The 19,500-nt window shown below is 46.2% G+C and carries 16 protein-coding genes; 15 read left to right on the forward strand and 1 reads right to left on the reverse strand.

The window, feature by feature from the left end:
• Positions 1-296 precede the first annotated feature (296 nt).
• The 7 genes from NKT06_RS11005 (at position 297) to NKT06_RS11035 (ending at position 6,351) form a co-directional block, all read left to right on the forward strand.
• Positions 297-998 (forward strand): ribonuclease HII, encoded by a 702-nt coding sequence (locus tag NKT06_RS11005; RefSeq protein WP_253433726.1) that lies wholly within the window; start codon positions 297-299, stop codon positions 996-998.
• Positions 999-1,028: 30 nt separating this feature from the next.
• Positions 1,029-3,092: a TrbL/VirB6 family protein gene (locus NKT06_RS11010; protein WP_253433729.1), complete on the forward strand. Its 2,064-nt coding sequence runs from the start codon at positions 1,029-1,031 to the stop codon at positions 3,090-3,092.
• On the forward strand, positions 3,089-3,400 hold the full coding sequence (locus tag NKT06_RS11015; protein WP_253433732.1) for an EscU/YscU/HrcU family type III secretion system export apparatus switch protein: 312 nt from the start codon (positions 3,089-3,091) through the stop codon (positions 3,398-3,400). The genes NKT06_RS11010 and NKT06_RS11015 overlap by 4 nt, the downstream gene beginning before the upstream one ends.
• Positions 3,394-3,792, forward strand: coding sequence for a YraN family protein (locus NKT06_RS11020; protein WP_253433735.1), 399 nt, complete (start codon positions 3,394-3,396; stop codon positions 3,790-3,792). Before NKT06_RS11015 ends, NKT06_RS11020 begins: the two co-directional genes overlap by 7 nt.
• Positions 3,793-4,111: 319 nt before the next feature.
• Positions 4,112-4,273, forward strand: coding sequence for a paeninodin family lasso peptide (locus tag NKT06_RS31675; RefSeq protein ID WP_301289889.1), 162 nt, complete (start codon positions 4,112-4,114; stop codon positions 4,271-4,273).
• 269 nt (positions 4,274-4,542) lie between these two features.
• A complete protein-coding gene (locus tag NKT06_RS11030; protein WP_367399855.1) occupies positions 4,543-5,505 on the forward strand; it encodes a carboxypeptidase-like regulatory domain-containing protein in 963 nt (320 codons plus the stop codon).
• A 294-nt stretch (positions 5,506-5,799) separates the two neighbouring features.
• Positions 5,800-6,351, forward strand: a complete 552-nt coding sequence (locus tag NKT06_RS11035) for a nitroreductase family protein (RefSeq protein ID WP_253433737.1) — start codon at positions 5,800-5,802, stop codon at positions 6,349-6,351.
• Between the two features lie 224 nt (positions 6,352-6,575).
• Here NKT06_RS11035 and NKT06_RS11040 read toward each other — a convergent pair whose 3' ends face one another.
• Positions 6,576-8,186 (reverse strand): YifB family Mg chelatase-like AAA ATPase, encoded by a 1,611-nt coding sequence (locus NKT06_RS11040; protein WP_253433739.1) that lies wholly within the window; start codon positions 8,184-8,186, stop codon positions 6,576-6,578.
• A gap of 480 nt (positions 8,187-8,666) precedes the next feature.
• On the opposite strand from NKT06_RS11040, the gene NKT06_RS11045 reads away from it, so the two are divergent.
• The 8 genes from NKT06_RS11045 to hslU all read left to right on the forward strand — a co-directional run bounded on the left by NKT06_RS11045 (position 8,667) and on the right by hslU (position 18,590).
• The gene (locus NKT06_RS11045) at positions 8,667-9,122 is read left to right on the forward strand and encodes a MarR family winged helix-turn-helix transcriptional regulator (protein WP_253433742.1); all 456 of its coding nucleotides are present in this window, start codon (positions 8,667-8,669) and stop codon (positions 9,120-9,122) included.
• Between the two features lie 243 nt (positions 9,123-9,365).
• On the forward strand, positions 9,366-10,526 hold the full coding sequence (gene sucC / locus NKT06_RS11050) for an ADP-forming succinate--CoA ligase subunit beta (RefSeq protein ID WP_253433745.1): 1,161 nt from the start codon (positions 9,366-9,368) through the stop codon (positions 10,524-10,526).
• A 63-nt stretch (positions 10,527-10,589) separates the two neighbouring features.
• Positions 10,590-11,519 carry a succinate--CoA ligase subunit alpha gene (gene sucD / locus NKT06_RS11055; protein ID WP_036609382.1) on the forward strand — a complete coding sequence of 310 codons (930 nt, stop codon included), beginning with the start codon at positions 10,590-10,592 and terminating at the stop codon, positions 11,517-11,519.
• Between the two features lie 243 nt (positions 11,520-11,762).
• Positions 11,763-12,893, forward strand: a complete 1,131-nt coding sequence (dprA, locus tag NKT06_RS11060) for a DNA-processing protein DprA (protein WP_253433748.1) — start codon at positions 11,763-11,765, stop codon at positions 12,891-12,893.
• A gap of 116 nt (positions 12,894-13,009) precedes the next feature.
• A complete protein-coding gene (gene topA / locus NKT06_RS11065; RefSeq protein WP_091031911.1) occupies positions 13,010-15,109 on the forward strand; it encodes a type I DNA topoisomerase in 2,100 nt (699 codons plus the stop codon).
• 51 nt (positions 15,110-15,160) lie between these two features.
• Positions 15,161-16,504 (forward strand): FADH(2)-oxidizing methylenetetrahydrofolate--tRNA-(uracil(54)-C(5))-methyltransferase TrmFO, encoded by a 1,344-nt coding sequence (trmFO, locus tag NKT06_RS11070; RefSeq protein ID WP_370511405.1) that lies wholly within the window; start codon positions 15,161-15,163, stop codon positions 16,502-16,504.
• Between the two features lie 26 nt (positions 16,505-16,530).
• Positions 16,531-17,073: an ATP-dependent protease subunit HslV gene (gene hslV / locus NKT06_RS11075; protein WP_253433751.1), complete on the forward strand. Its 543-nt coding sequence runs from the start codon at positions 16,531-16,533 to the stop codon at positions 17,071-17,073.
• Positions 17,074-17,189: 116 nt separating this feature from the next.
• Positions 17,190-18,590: an ATP-dependent protease ATPase subunit HslU gene (gene hslU / locus NKT06_RS11080; RefSeq protein ID WP_253433754.1), complete on the forward strand. Its 1,401-nt coding sequence runs from the start codon at positions 17,190-17,192 to the stop codon at positions 18,588-18,590.
• The last annotated feature ends 910 nt before the right edge of the window (positions 18,591-19,500 follow it).

Raw genomic sequence — 19,500 nt, forward strand, 5'->3', positions numbered from 1 at the left:
TTGAAGAATATTACGCTTTATGGAATTGGCTGATCCATATATCAGGTGCACCTAAATCGTGCTATGATAAATGGTGGTGCAATCTAGATTAAACGAGGTCTGATATATTCAATTTAAACCATCAAATACCGATAAATGAAGACATCACTATCTTTATTATTGTAAACCTCAAGGAAAAGATTTGCTGACAGTGACAGGTTGTACAGAACAAAGACAGAGGATCTACGTCTATATCATAAAAAAAAGTTGTAAGTGATACGCATGCTGAAAAAGCATGGGTAGAGGAGATGAGTGTTATGGTTGGAATTAATGAAGAGATCGGGTTGAATCTACTGGATACCCCGATTGAACCAAAGAAGAAAAAAGAAGCCAGTGAACCGGGGGACCTGTTGCTCTACGAGCGAGAGTATTGGGACAGTGGATTTGAACGTATTGCTGGTATTGATGAGGTAGGACGGGGATGCTTGTTTGGGGATGTTGTCGCAGCGGCCGTTATTTTACCCAAGGACCTCATTCTGGAAGGTGTGAATGACTCCAAGAAATTGACGGAGAAAAAACGTGATGCACTATATGACGTTATTATGGAAAAGGCACTGGCGGTAGGTATCGGGTACGCGGATGCAGAGACAATTGATCGGCTTAACATCAAGCAGGCTGCGAGACTCGCGATGAAACGGGCTGTTGAAGCATTGGGAGAAACTCCTGATTATATGCTGGTGGATGCCGAGAAGGTGGATGTGAATGTACCTCAACTGTCCATTATTAAAGGGGATGCCAATAGTCAATCGATCGCAGCGGCTTCTATTATTGCCAAGGTAACGCGAGATCGACTCTGTAAGGAAGAATGGGATACGTTATATCCGGAATATGGTCTGTCGATACATAAAGGATACGCAACAAAAGTTCATCGGGAGCAGATTATGGCTTTGGGGGCAACCCCAATGCATCGACGCAGTTTTCTGGGCAATCTGCTTGGTGAGCAGCAATCGTTGTTTTAATACAGGCTTGAAGGAAGGAGGGGGAGAAATTTGAATATCGGTTCCGTAATTAAGGGATTATTGGGAGATGGCAAGCCAGGGAATGCCAAGCCGCTTGAATTAAAGGAAGGTCAGGTGGTTCGTGGCTCCGTGATAAGTGTATCCGATGATGGAGGGGATGCGGTTCTGCAGATTCAAGGTGTGCAGGTGCGCGCCAAATTGGAGACTCCACTCCGTCCGGGTGAGACCACATTGCTTCAAGTACAGCCTCCAGGTGAAAATGGCATAACGGTCATGAAGCCTCTGGCGGGTACACTTGCTGAACTGCCACAAGCTTCGTTGAATAACCTGCTTCAGGATGTAGGACTGCCGGATACAAAAGGGAACCGGGAACTGTTGCTTGCCATGCAGCGTAGCGGTTTGCCGCTCACCAAGGATAATGTGGCTATGGTCCAGAATATGATGACTGCCAAACCTGCACAGGTCCCTGTGGAAGAATGGGTGCAGGCGACGGGAATTGCTTTTCAGCGTGGTCTTCCGGTTACGGCGGAAACGGTAAAAGGATTACACCAGACGGTGTTTGGCCCCCCTCTGCACCAGTTGTTAAGTGGGTTGGCTGATCAGTTGGAAACGATGCTGACTCAAACAACAGGTAAACCGGTACTGACTGGAGAACAATCTGCTACGTTGAAACCAGCAGTCATGACTGGTGTACCTGTATTGCCGAATACAGCGCAGATGGAAGAAGGAATGGCTTCATCAGGCAATGGTCGTCAGGTAGCTGGAACTGGAACTGGAGCACCTGCTTTGTCGACGCAACAAGGCCAAGCAGCGTTAGCAGGAGCAACCTCCATGACGGATGTTGGGGCGGAGGATACAGGTACTGCGGTGAAAGGAAACCTGCAGACTGGTGGAGGTACAGCGAATGCTGAAGCCGCGACAAAGGCAGTTGCCAGCAACGTTGAAACGGCTGGCAAAGGGGGCACGGGTATTCCGTCTGGAACCGGAATACCTGGAGAGAGCCCGCGCGGGGCTGACGCGGGCCAAGCTGGGAGCCGCCCGGGCACACCAGGGGCGGCAGCTGAATCTGTGGCTGGCCGTGCAAGTGCAGGCCAGCCTGAAGCAAGCGCGGCCGGCCGGACTGACGGCCGCGCTGAAACGCCTGCTGCTGCGGGGACGCCGTCCGCAGCAGGCCAGGCGGCGCCAGCAGCGCCTACGGCAGCGCAGCTGGCGCCCAAGCTGCTGGCGCTGCTGGACGCACTGCGCAGCGCGTCCACTGCCGCACCGGCACAGCCTGGTGCGGCAGCACAGGCCGCCCCTGCATCGCAGGGCGGCCAGGCGGCTGCGGCTGCCGGAGGCGTGCCGCAGCCAATGCCAGCCGGCGCTGATGCGCCGCCGGCTGGCGGTAATGCCGCAGCACCTGCGGGAGCTGCGGCAGTGCACGCGCCTGTCACCCACGAGGGGGACCCGTGGGTGGGGCGCGTGCTAAAGCTGCTCGGTGCGGAGCACGAGCAGCAGGCCGTTCACGGCGCGGCAGCGCAGCCGCGCGTGGGGGATGCGGCGAGTCCGGCGAATGCGGACACGCTGAAGGGCTTGCTGCTGCAGCTTGCCAGCAGCGAAGGTGCACCGGCGGCGCTTAAGGATGCCGCCGGACAGGCCGTGCAATATCTGACAGGTCAGCAGTTATTGCTAACGACAGATCGCAGTGCCACATTTGCACAGATGCACTGGTTTATTCCGATTACTGGACCGGATGGGGAAGAAACGGCATCTGTTCAGATTCAGTCACGTCGTGGACCACGCGGAGAGCTGGATGCGTCCAACTGCCGTCTATGGTTCGATCTGGACATGAAAAGTCTTGGGCCAACGCTCGTAGATGTACATGTGGTTAACAACATTGTCAGCTTACGAGTATTAAATGATCGCGAAGGAATGGGACCGCTTCTGGAGAGCGGACGAGAGGTAATCCATCAGGCATTGGACAAGCTGGGTTATCAACTGCTGACTTTCAAGTCAGAACCGTGGCCTGTAGGCCAAGAACCGGGTGCGGAACGAAAAACGAAGGCCTCGGACTATAGTCCTGAACGATACAAAGGGGTGGACTTGAAAGTATGAAAGACGAGTCGTCACAACCGGACCTGCTCTCCAAAAAGGCGGTTGCCCTAAAATATGTCCCTGGAGAGAGCGAAGCGCCTGTTGTTGTAGCCAAGGGGCGCGGCAAAGTGGCAGAAGCCATTCTGGATAAAGCCAGAGAAAACGGCGTAGCTGTTCAGGAGGATGCAGCACTTGTGGAGGTGCTCTCCAAGTTGGATCTGGATGAACAGATTCCAGCTGAACTGTATCAACTGGTCGCGGAAGTACTCACGTATGTCTACCGTGCAGATCGAATAGCATCAGGACGTGAGGAAAATGAGTCATGGTAGAACGTAGATTGGGCCAGGGGCCGGGTCTGAAGCTCACGCGACAGCAGAAGGGCCGATTAGGCGAAGCGGCTGCCTGTCAATGGTTGAGAGACAACGATTATCGGATCATTAGACAGAACTGGCGTTGCCGCAGTGGTGAGATTGACATCATTGCTTCCTGCGAGGGCCTGATTGTTTTTGTAGAAGTAAGGAGCAGAAGTGGAGCCGCTCAGTACGGTACACCTCAGGAATCGGTTGATATGCGTAAAATGCAGCAGGTGCGCTCAACCGCATCCGTTTATTTGCAAATGACGGGAGAGACGGAACATCAGATCCGTTTTGATGTAATTGCCGTAATGCTTGATCCAGCAGGAGAGACTGTCTCTGTGAATCATATTGTTAATGCTTTTTAAGAATTACACTCCAAGTCATTGCTGCATCGAAAGATACGAATCGTATCATTTTGATGTCGAAGTTCGATTATTTCAAAGGCAAGTTTAATTATGTCTTATCTTTGCATTCGTTGAAGTCTTGAAATTAGTTATTATACTAAAGCCGTATTTCCTTATCATACAGGAACTGCGGCTTTTTTTATTTTACTATGAAATGATAAAACAGAGGAGACAAGCATCATTAATAAAATCATTGTATTTCAGAAAAATTATAGATACAAAACGTATCATTTGTTATAAACTAAAAAAGTTGAAATTTATAGAGAGGTTGGTGGGATGCATGAAAGAGCTTCAGAATACTTCGAACAACACAGTAAAGCGAGTATGGGAGTGTCCTCGGATGGAAGTGCTGGATATCAGCGAGACCATGAACGGTGGGCAAGGCATTTGGCAATATGTTTGGGACGGAGAATTCTGGAAGCTTGAGCTTTTAGTCAGTTAAAAGAGGTTAGATCAGAACGTTAGATCCATAAATATATAGTGAGGTGTAGTGAGAAGATGCATACAAGTATCAAATGGATAATTCGACTAAGTACACTATCTTTATGTTTTATTTTGTTTGGAATCATGTATTCCGGAGTTTCATATGCAGCAGATCCGTCTACACAGGCAAAGGTATCAGGTAAAGTTACGGATCCTGAAGGATTTCCTATCCAGGATGCAACAATCAAGTACTCCCTTAGATATCAAGGGGAGAGTACTGAAAAAAGCGTGAAGACAGATGATACTGGAAGTTATTCAATCCTTGAGTCTGTTCAGGATTATACGGAAATTAGTTTTATAATTGAAGCAGAGGGATATGTGACAGACAGGCATCGTAATACCTACTATTTGTCAGAAGGGGAACAGATTTTGGTTAATTTCGAGCTATACGAACCTTCTACGATTGTAGGAACTGTAACCGATCAAACAGGCAAACCGATTCCAGATGCCCAGGTCAAAGTAACAGGGGCGTCGGATCGCCCGGTTAAAACAGATCAGCAAGGTCGGTATGCCGTTACTGGGCTTGATTTCGACTATAATCCAAACATTGCAATCTGGGTAGATTCCGCCGATTATATGCTTTATGAGCAGGATCGTCTGAATGTTCAGGCTGGAAAAACCTTAATCGTAGATGTTGTTTTGACAGAAGCAGCGCACGTCCGGGGAAAAGTTGTAGATGAGGTGGGCAATCCAGTCAGTGGAGCTAAAGTGAATGCCGGAGTCTCGGCAACAACGGATGCTCAAGGCAACTATTTTATAAAGCGCGTGCCAACAGGCGCCAGAACAATAACGGGGGAAGCATCAGGATACTTAAAATCTACCCTGAACGTTACCCTCGTACAAGGAGATCATAATACGTTTAATATCGTACTTAAGAAGGATGCAGATATTACACCTCCAGTAACCAAGTACAGATTAGTTCCTATTACAGATACTGTGAACGGGAAGGTATACATCAAAGGATTTACATTCAGACTCCAGGCAACGGACGAAGTGAAAGGTTCGGGTGTAAAAACAACGCAATATCGAATAAATGGGGGAGAATGGAAGAACTATGAAGGACCCGTCAAGTTTTATGCTCCTGAGGTCAAGGTGGTAGAGTACTTCAGTACAGATGTTGCAGGTAACCAGGAGAAGTACAACAAAATGGATTTTGTTAATGGCACATTTGAAGGAGCAGGTCCATACTGATTCGATCGTTGACGTGATCCTAATATCCTAATGATGCAAGATTGCTGGTTCAAATAGACGGCTCTGACTTGATGATCGCCATTAGTGGATCGGGATTCGGAGTCGTCTTTTCTCTTTCTTAGCGCCTGTAGCCTTAGTCGTCGGAGGCATCCCTTTGAATCTCCTGAACAGAAGGGTGTATAATCAAGGATGTAATCTGGAGTTTTAATCTTTTGATTTGTCATAAACGAGTTATTCAAGACCGTAAGCCTTCATTACGGTTACAAATCAAATTAAATCAGGGAGGTACGGCCGATGAGTAAAGCTACTAAAACAACGAATGAAGTAAGAAATGCGATTCAAAACCGTCGTACGGTGAAAAAATTTAAAAAAGAAGCTGTTCCTACACAGCAGATTATAGAATTGCTGGATACGGCAGTCTGGGCTCCTAACCATAAACTGCGTGAACCTTGGAGATTCCTTCTATTTACCGGGAATGGACGGAAAAAACTGGCTGAGGCCATTGACGCAGAAATGGGAGAAGACAATAAATTTTCAGCCAATATTATGCAAGTTCCATCCGTTATGCTTGTCGTGCTGGAAGAAGATCCAAGACAGAATATCTGGGACGAAGACTTCGCTGCGGTAAGTGCGTTGGTTCAGAACTTTATGCTTGCAGCCTGGAGTGAAGACATTGGAACGTTCTGGGTGACCAAGCCATTCTTGTACGCTCCCAAATTCCGCAAACCTCTTGGAATAGAGGCAGGTGAGAAGATTATAGGTATGGTTTATATGGGATACCCCGATGTTATTCCTTCTGCCAAGGAACGTACACCTGCGAAGGACAAACTGACTCTTTTTGAATAATGAATTATAGTAATCCTGGGATAAACACTAGCCCTATCAGTTTCAGAAAAATTGACGTACAAGTACCTTTCTCCTCAAAAGAGAGACACTTGTACGTTTTTTGCCATGTTCACATATCCGTGTATTAAAACCTGCATGAAACATCCGTCTTGACCATGCTACTTAGTCTACAGGTTGATGATCGCGTTGTTGTTCTTGGTAACCTGTTACTCCTTCATATGCTTCTAAAATAAATTAAGATCCAATTGACGATACTGGATGGCTTCAGCCACATGAGCTGTCACAATTTCACCCTCGTGGTCCAGATCAGCAATGGTTTGTGCCATCTTGATAATCCGATCATGTGCACGCATGCTCAGGTTCAAGGTTTGCAGCGTTTGCTCTAACAGTTGCTCCGCCTCTTGGGGGAGATGGATCGTTCGCCGCAAAAGCGTGCCCGAAAGCTGGCTATTCCAGCGAACCGAACTTTGGGCATAACGGGTGGCCTGAATTTGATGAGCATGGATGACTTTTGCCTGCATTTCTTCAGAGGAAGGGGAAGCGGCAGACTTGCGCCACTCGCCTGGTGGAGGAACCTCAACCTGAAGATCAATACGGTCCAGCAATGGTCCAGAAATTTTGGCTCGATACGCTGCAACACGAGCGGGGCTGCATATACAGCGCTGCTCCTCCGAATGAGCGGACAAATATCCACAGGGGCAGGGATTCATGGAACATGCGAGCATGAACTGGGCTGGGAAGGTGAATGCTGCCCGCGCCCGGCTAATCGTCACTGTGCGATCCTCTAACGGCTGTCTTAACACCTCCAGCACTTGACGCTGGAACTCAGGTAATTCATCCAGAAAGAGTATGCCTCTGTGGGCAAGGCTAACTTCACCCGGTTTCGGGATACCACCGCCTCCAATCAGACCGGAGGTGGATATCGTGTGGTGAGGGGAGCGAAAAGGTCTGTCTGCAATCAGGCCTTGAGGCGCTTCTTTTAACTTGCCTGCGGCACTTAATACTTTGGTTACTTCTAACGCTTCATCTTCTGACAAAGGCGGAAGGATGGTAGGCAAACGTTTGATTAACATCGTTTTGCCCGTGCCTGGCGGTCCAACAAGCAGTATATTATGCATGCCGGCTGCAGCAATCATAAGCGCGCGTTTTACATGATGCTGCCCCAGAACATCACTATAGTCATCTGTAAATAATGGTGTTTGACTCGGCTTTCTATCCGCCATTTTGTGAGTTTTATCTTTTATAGGAGCAACAAGGTGAGCATAATTTTTCAATACAATTGGTCCTGCATTCGAATGTTGTGGTATCCCCACTGAACTAGCGGGTTGGGCTAGGTTTTCCGGAGCTATATCCTGCAAATGCCGAATGCCAAACACCTGGATACCTCGAATCAGTGACGCTTCCTCCACGTTATCATAAGGAAGGAGCACGGACGTAAAGCCTTGTCGTTTTGCCAGATCCACCATGGATAAAATGCCGGGCACGGACCTGATCGAACCGTCCAATGCCAGTTCACCAACCACTAGTGTTCGTTCCTGGGGAGGAAGTACAAGCTGGCCGCTTGTCATAAGTAAACCAATAGCAATGGCTAGATCAAAGGAAGATCCTTCCTTGCGCAGATCAGCAGGGGCCAGATTGATTGTGATCCGCTGTAAAGGATACTGATATCCGCAGTTTTTGATCGCTGCACGAACACGTTCAACCGCCTCACGAATGGCTGAATCCGGTAAGCCGATGATGGATGTCTGTGGCAGACCATTGGATAAATCGGTTTCCACCTCGATCAGAACACCATCAATTCCGTACAAACAAGCACTGTGCAATTTTCCATACATAACAAAGAAACACCTCACTCGATTCTTGACTCCGCATAATACGGGCCAGTCTACGAATTAAGGTGCTTCCTCAGCTTCTACTACGCATTTTATATAAAAGGAATCATGGAGTCAACCTGTCATTATCATTGTTGTAGTCATCATTCCTGATCCCTGAATTTTAGTTCTGGAAGGAAATTAATAAATAGCTTTGGCGAAAATGGTGTATGGATAAACTTTCATTATGGTGATCAAATTGAGCCGGAGAAAACGCGGATTTATTCCATGGACCTTATCTTTTATTTTTACTAAATTATGATGATGTACCGCGAGTCATTTATCCCTATTTACATTTTACACAATCTAATTTAACATAATTAAATTGAATAGTAAAATCATTTGTGCTCAATTATTCTGTTTTTTTTCTAATTTGTGATAAGATAGATTTATAGTTCCTTTTTATGAGGAATAGAATGCACAATAGGCAGGTGAGAAAGACATATGCAGACTGACAGTTTGAAGCTGGATAACCAATTATGCTTTGCCATATACGCTTGTTCACGTGAAATCACGAAGATGTACCAGCCTTATTTAGAGGTACTTGGCGTAACGTATTCCCAGTATTTGGTGCTGATGGTATTGTGGGAACGTGAAGAATGTACGGTTAAGGAGATCGGGGAGGCACTTTATCTCGATTCGGGAACATTAACACCACTTCTCAAACGTTTGCAGTCAGCAGGACTTATTAATCGTGAACGCTCGGCTCAGGATGAACGAAAAGTATTAATTACACTAACCGACTCCGGCCGTGAGTTGCGGAACAAGGCATTGTCCATACCTGCATCCATCCAGGGAGACGCGTGTTTGAACAGTACAGAGTTTGAAGCTTTGCTGGGTCAGTTCAAAGGGTTGCTGGAAAAAGTTCACGAAACCAACATTAACGCAGCCAAAAAATAAAATATAGTTTTACATCAGGGAAACCTTAGCTTTTAGCTGAGGTTTTTTCCATATATACCCAAGCATTCACAATATGGGATCATACTCATATCAAAATACTGTCTATTAACCATTAATTTTTTAAGGAAAGCGTTTTAAAAACGTGTTACAATGAATTGGGTTTAAGTGAAAATAGTCAACATTTGTCTTTTGTTAGTCTACCAACCCGCCTTGTTGCAGTCATGTTGATAGGAGGATTCGAGAATGAATATCCATGAATATCAAGGAAAAGAAGTACTGAAACAGTATGGAGTTACCGTTCCAAACGGAAAGGTTGCTTATACAGTCGATGAAGCGGTTGCGGCCGCAGAGGCACTGGGCAGTCCGGTGACTGTTGTTAAAGCGCAAATTCACGCAGGTGGCCGGGGTAAAGCCGGCGGCGTAAAAGTGGCGAAGAGTACGGAAGAAGTTCGTGCCTATGCTTCCGAAATTCTGGGTAAAGTATTGGTAACACACCAGACTGGACCAGAAGGCAAAGAAGTGAAACGTCTTCTGATTGAAGAAGGATGCGATATCCGCAAAGAGTATTATGTGGGTGTTGTTGTGGACCGTGCCACAGGCCGTGTAGTTATGATGGCTTCCGAAGAAGGCGGTACTGAGATTGAAGAAGTAGCTGAGGCTACACCTGAGAAAATTTTCAAAGAAATTATTGACCCTGCTATTGGATTGCAAGTGTTCCAGGCGCGTAAACTGGCTTACAGCATTAAGATTCCGAATGAATTGGTGAACAAAGCCGTTAAGTTCATGCTCGCGCTGTACACTGCATTTGTCGAAAAAGATTGCTCTATTGCCGAGATCAATCCTCTCGTTGTTACCGGAGATGGAAACGTTATCGCTCTAGATGCGAAATTGAACTTTGACTCCAACGCTCTGTTCCGTCACAAAGACATTTTGGAACTGCGTGACCTGGATGAAGAGGATGAAAAAGAAATCGAAGCTTCCAAATACGACCTCAGCTACATAGCACTTGATGGCAACATCGGCTGTATGGTCAATGGTGCGGGACTTGCGATGGCAACGATGGACATTATCAAATACTACGGTGGAGACCCCGCCAACTTCCTTGACGTTGGGGGCGGTGCTACAACGGAGAAGGTGACTGAAGCATTTAAGATCATCTTGTCCGATGCCAAAGTAGCTGGGATCTTTGTTAACATTTTCGGTGGTATCATGCGCTGTGATGTTATCGCCAATGGTGTTGTTGAAGCCGCGAAGCAGCTTGGCCTGACCAAACCGCTGGTTGTTCGTCTTGAAGGAACTAACGTGGAGCTTGGCAAACGTATTTTGGGTGAATCTGGCCTGAATATCGTTCCTGCTGATTCCATGGCCGATGGTGCACAGAAAATTGTTGCCCTCGTAAAATAAGTTCATTCCTTAGTACCGGAGCTGTCCGGGAATTGAAAAATAACCGTAAGGATGTGAAGCAACGTGAGTATTTTGATCGATAAAAATACAAAAGTCATTACGCAAGGCATTACGGGTTCAACGGGAATGTTCCACACGAAGGGCGCATTGGACTACGGAACCCAGATGGTAGGCGGAGTTACACCGGGTAAAGGCGGAACTAATGTTGATATCACGCTGGAAGACGGTACAGTAGCCAGTCTGCCGGTGTTCAACACTGTGCAGGAAGCGAAGGAAGCTACAGGCGCAACAGCGAGCGTCATTTACGTTCCTCCTGCATTTGCAGCAGATTCTATTATGGAAGCTGTTGACGCAGAGCTGGACCTCGTAATCTGTATTACAGAAGGTATTCCGGTTCTTGACATGATCAAGGTTGACCGCTTCATGGAAGGTAAAAACACTGTCCTGATCGGACCGAACTGTCCAGGTGTTATTACACCGGGCGAATGTAAAATCGGTATCATGCCTGGTTATATCCACATGGCAGGACACGTTGGCGTTGTTTCCCGTAGTGGAACACTTACCTATGAAGCCGTTCATCAACTGACGACGCGTGGCATTGGACAATCTTCTGCCGTAGGAATCGGGGGAGACCCTGTAAAAGGTTCCGAGTTCATTGATATCCTCAAACGGTTCAATGAAGATCCACAGACTCATGCGGTCATCATGATTGGTGAGATTGGTGGTACAGCTGAAGAAGATGCTGCAGATTGGGTACGTGAGAACATGACCAAACCGGTTGTTGGCTTTATCGGTGGCGTAACAGCGCCTCCAGGCAAACGGATGGGCCATGCTGGCGCTATTATCTCTGGTGGTAAAGGTACAGCCAAAGAGAAGATTGCGAAGCTGGAGTCTTGCGGTATCAAAGTAGCGCCAACGCCTGCTGAGATGGGGTCGACTTTGGTGAGTGTACTTGAAGAACGTGGTATTTTGAATTTGTGCACGACACATTAATTCTTTTTCGTTATAATAGAAGAAACGGCTTAGAAATGATCTATTTCTGGTAGGCCGACTATTATGGTTACGGAAAAGGTAAGCAACCTTTTGTCCTTGAACAGGGCGAAGGGTTGCTTTTTTGCGTTTTTTTACGGGAAATGGGGGTTGAATTGTCTCTCATCGACGTAAACGCTTGCATTCCGTGGTCACTTAACACACAATATGAGGGAAGATCTCTTCCCGCTTTGGGAGGTTTATGGTATGGAAGAACGATGGATCTTGTTTGGGTTGCATGAGATGGAGGGTATTGGTAAAAAAACAATCTCGAAATTGATTCTGGGACAACATGAATTACCCGATCTATTGAATTATGGGGAAAGCGACTGGGTCGCAGCAGGCTTGCGCAAAGATCAGGCTGCCCGCTTGGCTAGCCAATTTACTATCGACTGGATTGAGAGTAAAAGAGAACACGTTTACAATCAGGGGATAGAGGTTATTACTTATCTGGATCAGCATTATCCCATATTAATGAAGGAAACCGTTCAGCCTCCCTGGGTAATGTATGCTCGAGGGGATGTTAGTTTGCTACACAAGTCGTCTATTGCCATGGTGGGAACACGTATGCCAACCGTGTATGGGCGCAAAGTTGGAGAGAAGCTGGCAGAGCAATTATGCAATGCAGGACTGACGATTGTAAGCGGGCTTGCCCGCGGTATTGATAGTGTATGTCATGAGGCAGTACTACGTGCTAAAGGAAAAACGATTGCCGTATTCGGAACAGGGCTTGATAATATATACCCACCCGAAAATACAAGCCTCGCTGAGCGAATCGCGGAGACGGGTCTACTTTTGTCGGAATATCCACCAGGTACGAGAGCGCGCCAGGGATTATTTCCAGAACGGAATCGAATCATTGCCGGTCTGACACTGGGAACATTGGTTGTTGAGGCTGACATTCGCAGTGGTTCACTCATTACAGCAGATGCTGCGCTTGAAGCAGGCAGGGATGTATTTGCAGTCCCTGGACCTATTACATCGCCGAAAAGTCGGGGAGCACACAACCTTATCCGTCAAGGGGCCAAATTGGTCACTTGTGCAGCAGATGTATTGGAAGAGTTTCGATTGGGCTTGCCAAATGCAGAACAACTTCCTTACAATAGAGGACGTTCGACCGAAACAACCGAGCCTTCCGGGCGAGGGATATTCGCTGAGGTTAAGCTCTCTCCAGATGAACAACGCGTGATTTATCTGTTGGAACAGGGAGAACAATCATTGGATCAACTGGTTGAGCTGCTTGGTTGGGATTTTGGACATTTGCATTCAGTTCTGTTATCTTTAATCATAAAAAAGCAGATTAGCCAATTACCAGGCACTAAATACGCGAGGGTATGACGAAGCTATAACCTACGTGGTGCGTGGAAATATATAATTAGCAGAAGTTATTAACTATGCATAAGCTTACAGAAACAGTTTTATGACAGTTTCATGACTGAGAGGAGGATGAACCTATGGCGGATGCACTCGTAATCGTGGAGTCGCCCTCAAAGGCGAAGACGATAGGCAAATATTTAGGCAGCAAGTTCATCGTGAAAGCTTCGATGGGACATGTTCGCGATTTGCCAAAGAGTCAGATCGGCGTTGAGGTGGAGAATGATTTTAATCCGAAATATATTACGATCCGCGGCAAAGGTTCAATTTTGAAAGAACTGAAGGATGCACGGAAGAAAGTGAAAAAAGTGTATCTCGCAGCTGACCCGGATCGCGAAGGCGAGGCTATCGCATGGCATTTGGCCCATGCCCTTGAACTGGACGATACGGCAGATTGCCGGGTTGTATTTAATGAAATTACAAAACAGGCGGTCAAAGATGCGTTCAAAACGCCGCGGAAAATCAATATGGATTTGGTTAACGCGCAGCAGGCAAGACGTATTCTGGATCGGCTTGTTGGATATAAAATCAGTCCATTGTTATGGAAAAAAGTTAAAAAAGGTTTGTCTGCCGGCCGGGTTCAGTCCGTCGCTGTTAAAATCATTTTAGATCGTGAAAATGAAATTGATGATTTTGAGCCGGAAGAATACTGGAGCATTACCGCTAAACTGACAGCAGACGGCAATCCGTTTGAAGCCAAGTTTCATAAACTGAACGGTGCCAAAACAGAGCTGGGTAGTGAAGCGGAAGTGCAAGCGATCTTGAAACAGATCGAAGGTGCAGACTTTACGATTAAGGAAGTTAAAGAGAAAGAACGGAGCCGTAACCCTTCCGCCCCGTTTACGACGAGTTCTTTGCAACAGGAAGCAGCTCGTAAATTGAATTTCAGAGCTTCCAAGACGATGTCGGTCGCCCAACAACTATATGAAGGTGTAGACCTTGGAAAAGAAGGCACAGTAGGTCTCATCACGTATATGCGTACGGACTCCACACGAATTGCGGCATCTGCACAAGAAGAAGCCAAAGAATATATCGTTGGGAAGTATGGGGAACCATTTGCACCAGAAACTCCGCGAAATTATTCCAAAAAAGCAGCCAATGCTCAGGATGCGCATGAAGCGATACGTCCAACTTCAATTCTGCGTGATCCCGATTCAATTAAGTCGTTCATGAGTCGCGATCAGTTCCGGCTGTATAAACTGGTTTGGGAACGTTTTGTAGCAAGCCAGATGTCTTCAGCTATTCTGGATACACTCTCTGTAGATATTGCTGCGGGGGACACCATTTTCCGTGCAGCAGGTTCGAAGGTACGGTTCCAAGGTTTCATGAAGGTATATGTTGAAGGAAACGACGATGGTACCACCGATGAAGATCGTCTGCTGCCTCCGCTGAAAAGTGGAGATGTGCTTGAGAAGCAGGAGATTGAGCCAAAACAGCATTTTACACAACCGCCACCCCGATATACGGAGGCAAGGTTGGTTAAGACGCTTGAGGAATTGGGTATAGGGCGTCCGAGTACATATGCGCCAACACTGGAGACCATTCAGAAGCGCGGATATGTTGCGATAGAGGAAAAGAAATTCATGCCGACCGAGCTGGGTGAACTGGTCATTGAACAGATGGAAGAGTTCTTCCCGGAAATCCTGAATGTTGAATTTACCGCGAACATGGAAGGTGATCTTGACCATGTGGAGGAAGGTTCGGAGGATTGGGTCAAAGTACTCGCAGAATTCTACGAATCTTTTGAGAAACGGCTTGAGTTTGCGGAAGAAGAAATGAAAGAAATTGAGATTGAAGATGAAGTATCGGATGAGATCTGTGAGAAGTGCGGCAAACCGCTCGTTTACAAGCTCGGACGTTTTGGCAAATTTCTCGCGTGCTCTGGCTTCCCTGATTGCCGGAATACCAAACCGATTATTAAGGACATCGGCGTAACTTGTCCTAAATGTAAGGAAGGTCATGTTGTTGAGCGTCGTAGCAAAAAGGGACGTATATTCTATGGTTGTGACAAGTATCCTGAATGTGATTTCGTCTCATGGGACAGACCTTCAGCCAAGCCATGTCCAAGTTGCGGATCGCTAATGATTGAAAAGCGGAACAAAAAGGGAGCACGATTGCAGTGTACTTCATGTGATCATCAGGAGCCGGTGGATGAACCGGATGACGAATCAACGGATTAGTATATATGTGAATCAATTTTAGTGAATGATGAAATTGTTTTATGGGGGTAAATGATTTTGACGAATGAACAACAAGTAACCGTTATTGGTGCCGGGCTGGCAGGAACAGAGGCGGCCTGGCAGATTGCAAGTCGCGGCGTACGCGTAAAATTATACGAGATGAGACCTGTTGTGAAAACGCCAGCTCATCATACGGATAAATTTGCAGAACTGGTATGCAGCAACTCGCTGCGTGCGAATGGATTGACGAATGCAGTGGGTGTGTTAAAAGAAGAAATGAGAATGCTCAATTCTCTTGTATTGTCAGCAGCAGACAAACATGCAGTACCCGCAGGTGGGGCCCTTGCTGTGGACCGGGATGGATTTTCTGGTGAGATTACATCCACGTTGCACCAGCATCCGCTCATCGAAGTGGTGAATGAGGAACTAACTTCTCTGCCGGAAGATGGCATCGTTGTTGTTGCAACAGGGCCACTGACTTCTCCAGCGTTGTCTGAGCAAATCAAGGCATTAATGGGGGAAGAGTATTTCTACTTCTATGATGCAGCAGCACCGATCATCGAAAAAGATTCAATTGATATGAACAAAGTGTACCTGGCTTCCCGTTATGATAAGGGTGAAGCGGCATATCTGAACTGTCCGATGACAGAAGAAGAGTTTGATGTCTTCTATGAAGCGCTCATTACTGCTGAAGTCGCTCAATTGAAAGAGTTCGAGAAAGAAATCTACTTTGAAGGCTGTATGCCAATCGAAGTGATGATGAAACGCGGAAAACAGACGGCTCTGTTTGGACCTATGAAACCGGTAGGTCTGGTTAACCCTCATACAGGAGAGTTGCCACATGCGGTTGTTCAGCTTAGACAGGACAATGCAGCTGGAACCCTGTATAACTTGGTGGGCTTCCAGACGCATCTGAAATGGGGAGAACAGAAACGTGTCTTCTCGCTTATTCCGGGACTTGAAAATGCAGAGTTTGTCCGTTATGGTGTAATGCACCGTAATACATTTATTAATTCTCCTAAACTTCTTCTTCCGACATATCAGTTTAAAGAGCGTCCAAACCTGTTCTTTGCAGGTCAGATGACGGGTGTAGAAGGATATGTGGAATCTGCTGCATCAGGGCTTATTGCCGGCATGAACGCAGCCAAAGCAGCACTAGGGCAGGAACTGGTAGTATTGCCGGTAGAAACAACACTTGGCAGTATGGCTCAGTATATTACAACGGCTGACTTCAAGCACTTCCAACCAATGAACGCAAACTTTGGTTTGTTGCCGAAGCTTGAAACGAAAATCCGTAACAAAAAGGAAAAAAATGAAGCTCTTGCACAGCGTGCACTGGATGGCATCACTAGTTTTGCTGCGGCAGAAGGTCTAACTGTTCCGGAACGCGTATAATTTATTCGTGGGAGGATGCTGATATCATGGATATGTCATTTCATGCTACAACGATCTGTGCTGTTCGTCATAATGGTAAGGCTGCAATCGCAGGAGATGGTCAGGTGACCATGGGCCAAAGTGTTGTGATGAAGAATACAGCCAAGAAGGTAAGACGTTTGTACCGCGGACAGGTTGTTGCTGGCTTTGCTGGTTCGGTGGCGGATGCGATCACCCTGTTTGAGAAATTCGAAGGTAAGCTGGAGGAGCACCATGGTAACTTGCAGCGTGCCGCGGTAGAGCTTGCCAAGGATTGGCGTCAGGATCGGATCTTGCGTAAGCTTGAGGCGCTCTTGATTGTGATGGACAAATCAGGTATGTTGCTCATTTCAGGCGGCGGGGAGATTATCGAGCCGGATGATGACGTTATTGCTATCGGATCAGGTGGGAACTTTGCCTTATCTGCTGCACGTGCGTTGAAACGTCATGCTGTAAGCCTGGAAGCGAAAGATATTGCGCGTGAATCGCTTCAGATTGCCTCGGAGCTATGTGTATATACCAACAGTAATATTATTGTAGAAGAGTTATAAGCTAAAGAAATCTCCCGTAGTGGAGCATGATTCTGTAATCTGCTCCAGGACGTCTAGGGGATTCTTTGTCCTTGTTAGGTAAAATTAATCCAACATACTGGTAGGAGGGAAGCAATATGAATACTCAAGCGCTAACACCGAGACAGATTGTTGCAGAGCTTGACAAGTATATTGTAGGTCAAAAGAAAGCTAAAAAATCGGTAGCCGTAGCCCTTCGTAATCGTTATCGGCGTAGCCTTTTGCCTGAGCACACTCAGGACGACATTGTGCCTAAAAATATCCTGATGATTGGACCTACCGGTGTGGGTAAAACGGAAATTGCCCGTCGCCTTGCTAAACTGGTAGGTGCGCCATTTGTGAAAGTGGAAGCTACCAAGTTCACTGAAGTAGGTTACGTTGGCCGTGACGTTGAATCGATGGTGCGTGATCTGATTGAGACATCACTGCGCATGGTGAAGCTGGAGCGGACTGAAAAAGTGAAGGACAAAGCTGAAGAAGCTGCCAATGAACGAATTGTACATATTTTGGCTCCTTCACAATCCAAGTCCAAGAATCAGCGCAATCCCTTCGAGATGATCTTTGGTAATAATGGGAACAACGCTCAGGAACAGGACGAACCAGAACCTGATACAGGAGTTGCGGAGCGTCGGCGTAAGATCAAGTTTGATCTGTTATCTGGCAAGCTGGAGGATGACATCATTGAAATTGATGTCGAAGACACTGCGCCTAACATGATGGACATGTTTGCTGGTCAAGGTAATGATCAGATGGGCATGAACATGCAGGAGATGTTTGGGAGCTTGTTGCCTCGTCGTACGAAAAAACGTAAGCTCGCTATTAAAGAAGCGCGCAAAGTGTTGATCCAGGAAGAAGCAGGGAAATTGATCGACATGGATGATGTTACCCAGGAATCCATTCGACGGGCGGAGCAGACCGGTATCATATTCATTGATGAAATCGATAAGGTTGCCAGTCAAGGACGCGGTAGCGGACCCGATGTATCCCGGGAGGGAGTTCAACGGGACATTCTGCCTATTGTGGAAGGTTCTACTGTGATGACGAAGTATGGCCCTGTTAAAACGGACTATATCCTGTTTATGGCAGCTGGTGCATTCCACGTCGCCAAGCCCTCTGATCTGATTCCCGAGCTTCAGGGACGCTTCCCGATTCGTGTAGAACTGAGCAGTCTTACATTGGAGGAGTTTGTATCCATTCTGACTGAGCCTCAAAATGCACTGACCAAGCAGTATGTTGATCTGCTGCGCACCGAGAATATTGAGATCGAGTTCTCAGATGAGGCTATTCGTGAGATTGCCAAATTGGCTGAATCCGTGAATCAAAATACAGAAAATATAGGCGCTCGTCGATTGCATACGATTCTTGAAAAGCTTTTGGAGGATCTATCCTTTGAGGCACCCGAGCTTACCCTGGAACGTATGGTGATTACTCCAGAGTATGTCCGGGAGAAATTGAATGATATTGCGCTTGATCGTGATTTAAGTCAGTATATCCTGTAACAAGGGTCTAACAATGGAATTGTTAAAATGATGTTATAAATGAACGGTATGCACGAGAGTAGAGAACATTTGCGAGATCGACAAAGGTTAGCAATCCTTTAACGAATCGCAAGGTTCTCTACTTGAGGCATATCGTTTATTTTTTGTTTCCATCTAAAGGATTTCGATGTTACAACCGATAAAAGATGTGGGGTTGTTAAACGGATCGACAAAACCTAGGACTTGTGCCGCATGTATACGAGGTTAAAACCTATCGGAGTGGTAGTTATTCCTTGTTTTCATATCCAATGATTCCCATTAAAAGGATTTTACTTATTCCAAGTCTGGTCATCGGTTTAGTCGACTGATTGGTAAATGTTGCGTAAATGCGCAAAATGATGAATTATAGAAAAGTGTGAAGCCACTAATTGTTTTCTTAAGATTAAAATATATAGACTCTACTTAATTGTTAAGAAAGTGTTGTGTGGGAAAGGCAAGTTTTCTTAATTATTGAAACATAACTTGTCAATTGATTAAGATACAGCTTTATATGCATACCTATCATAATGCACGTAAACCCTTAGTATAACGGCAAAAAATTCTAACATTAACAATGATGAAATATTCGGAAATATACATAATAACGAGCGTTATACGCTCATTGAGAGACTTGAAAGTGTTTTTTTATTTTAAGAATGTTTAAGGACAATAAGGAAGAGTATTAACAGACTTTTGTTTTGGGACTGAACATTTACGAAAAAATTCATAATTTGCAGAAAATACACAAAAAGCCCTGTCTTTCAGAAAAGATAGGGCTTTTTTCTTATTGTAATAAATCCCAAACTCGAAGAAACTTATGTTATACGACAACATCAGAGTTAATTCTACTTAAGTCCTAGAAAACCGTGTAAAGACGAATGTTTTTGTCGAA

It is taken from the genome of Paenibacillus sp. 1781tsa1 (genome assembly GCF_024159265.1).
In the GTDB taxonomy this organism is placed as follows: Bacteria; Bacillota; Bacilli; order Paenibacillales; family Paenibacillaceae; genus Paenibacillus.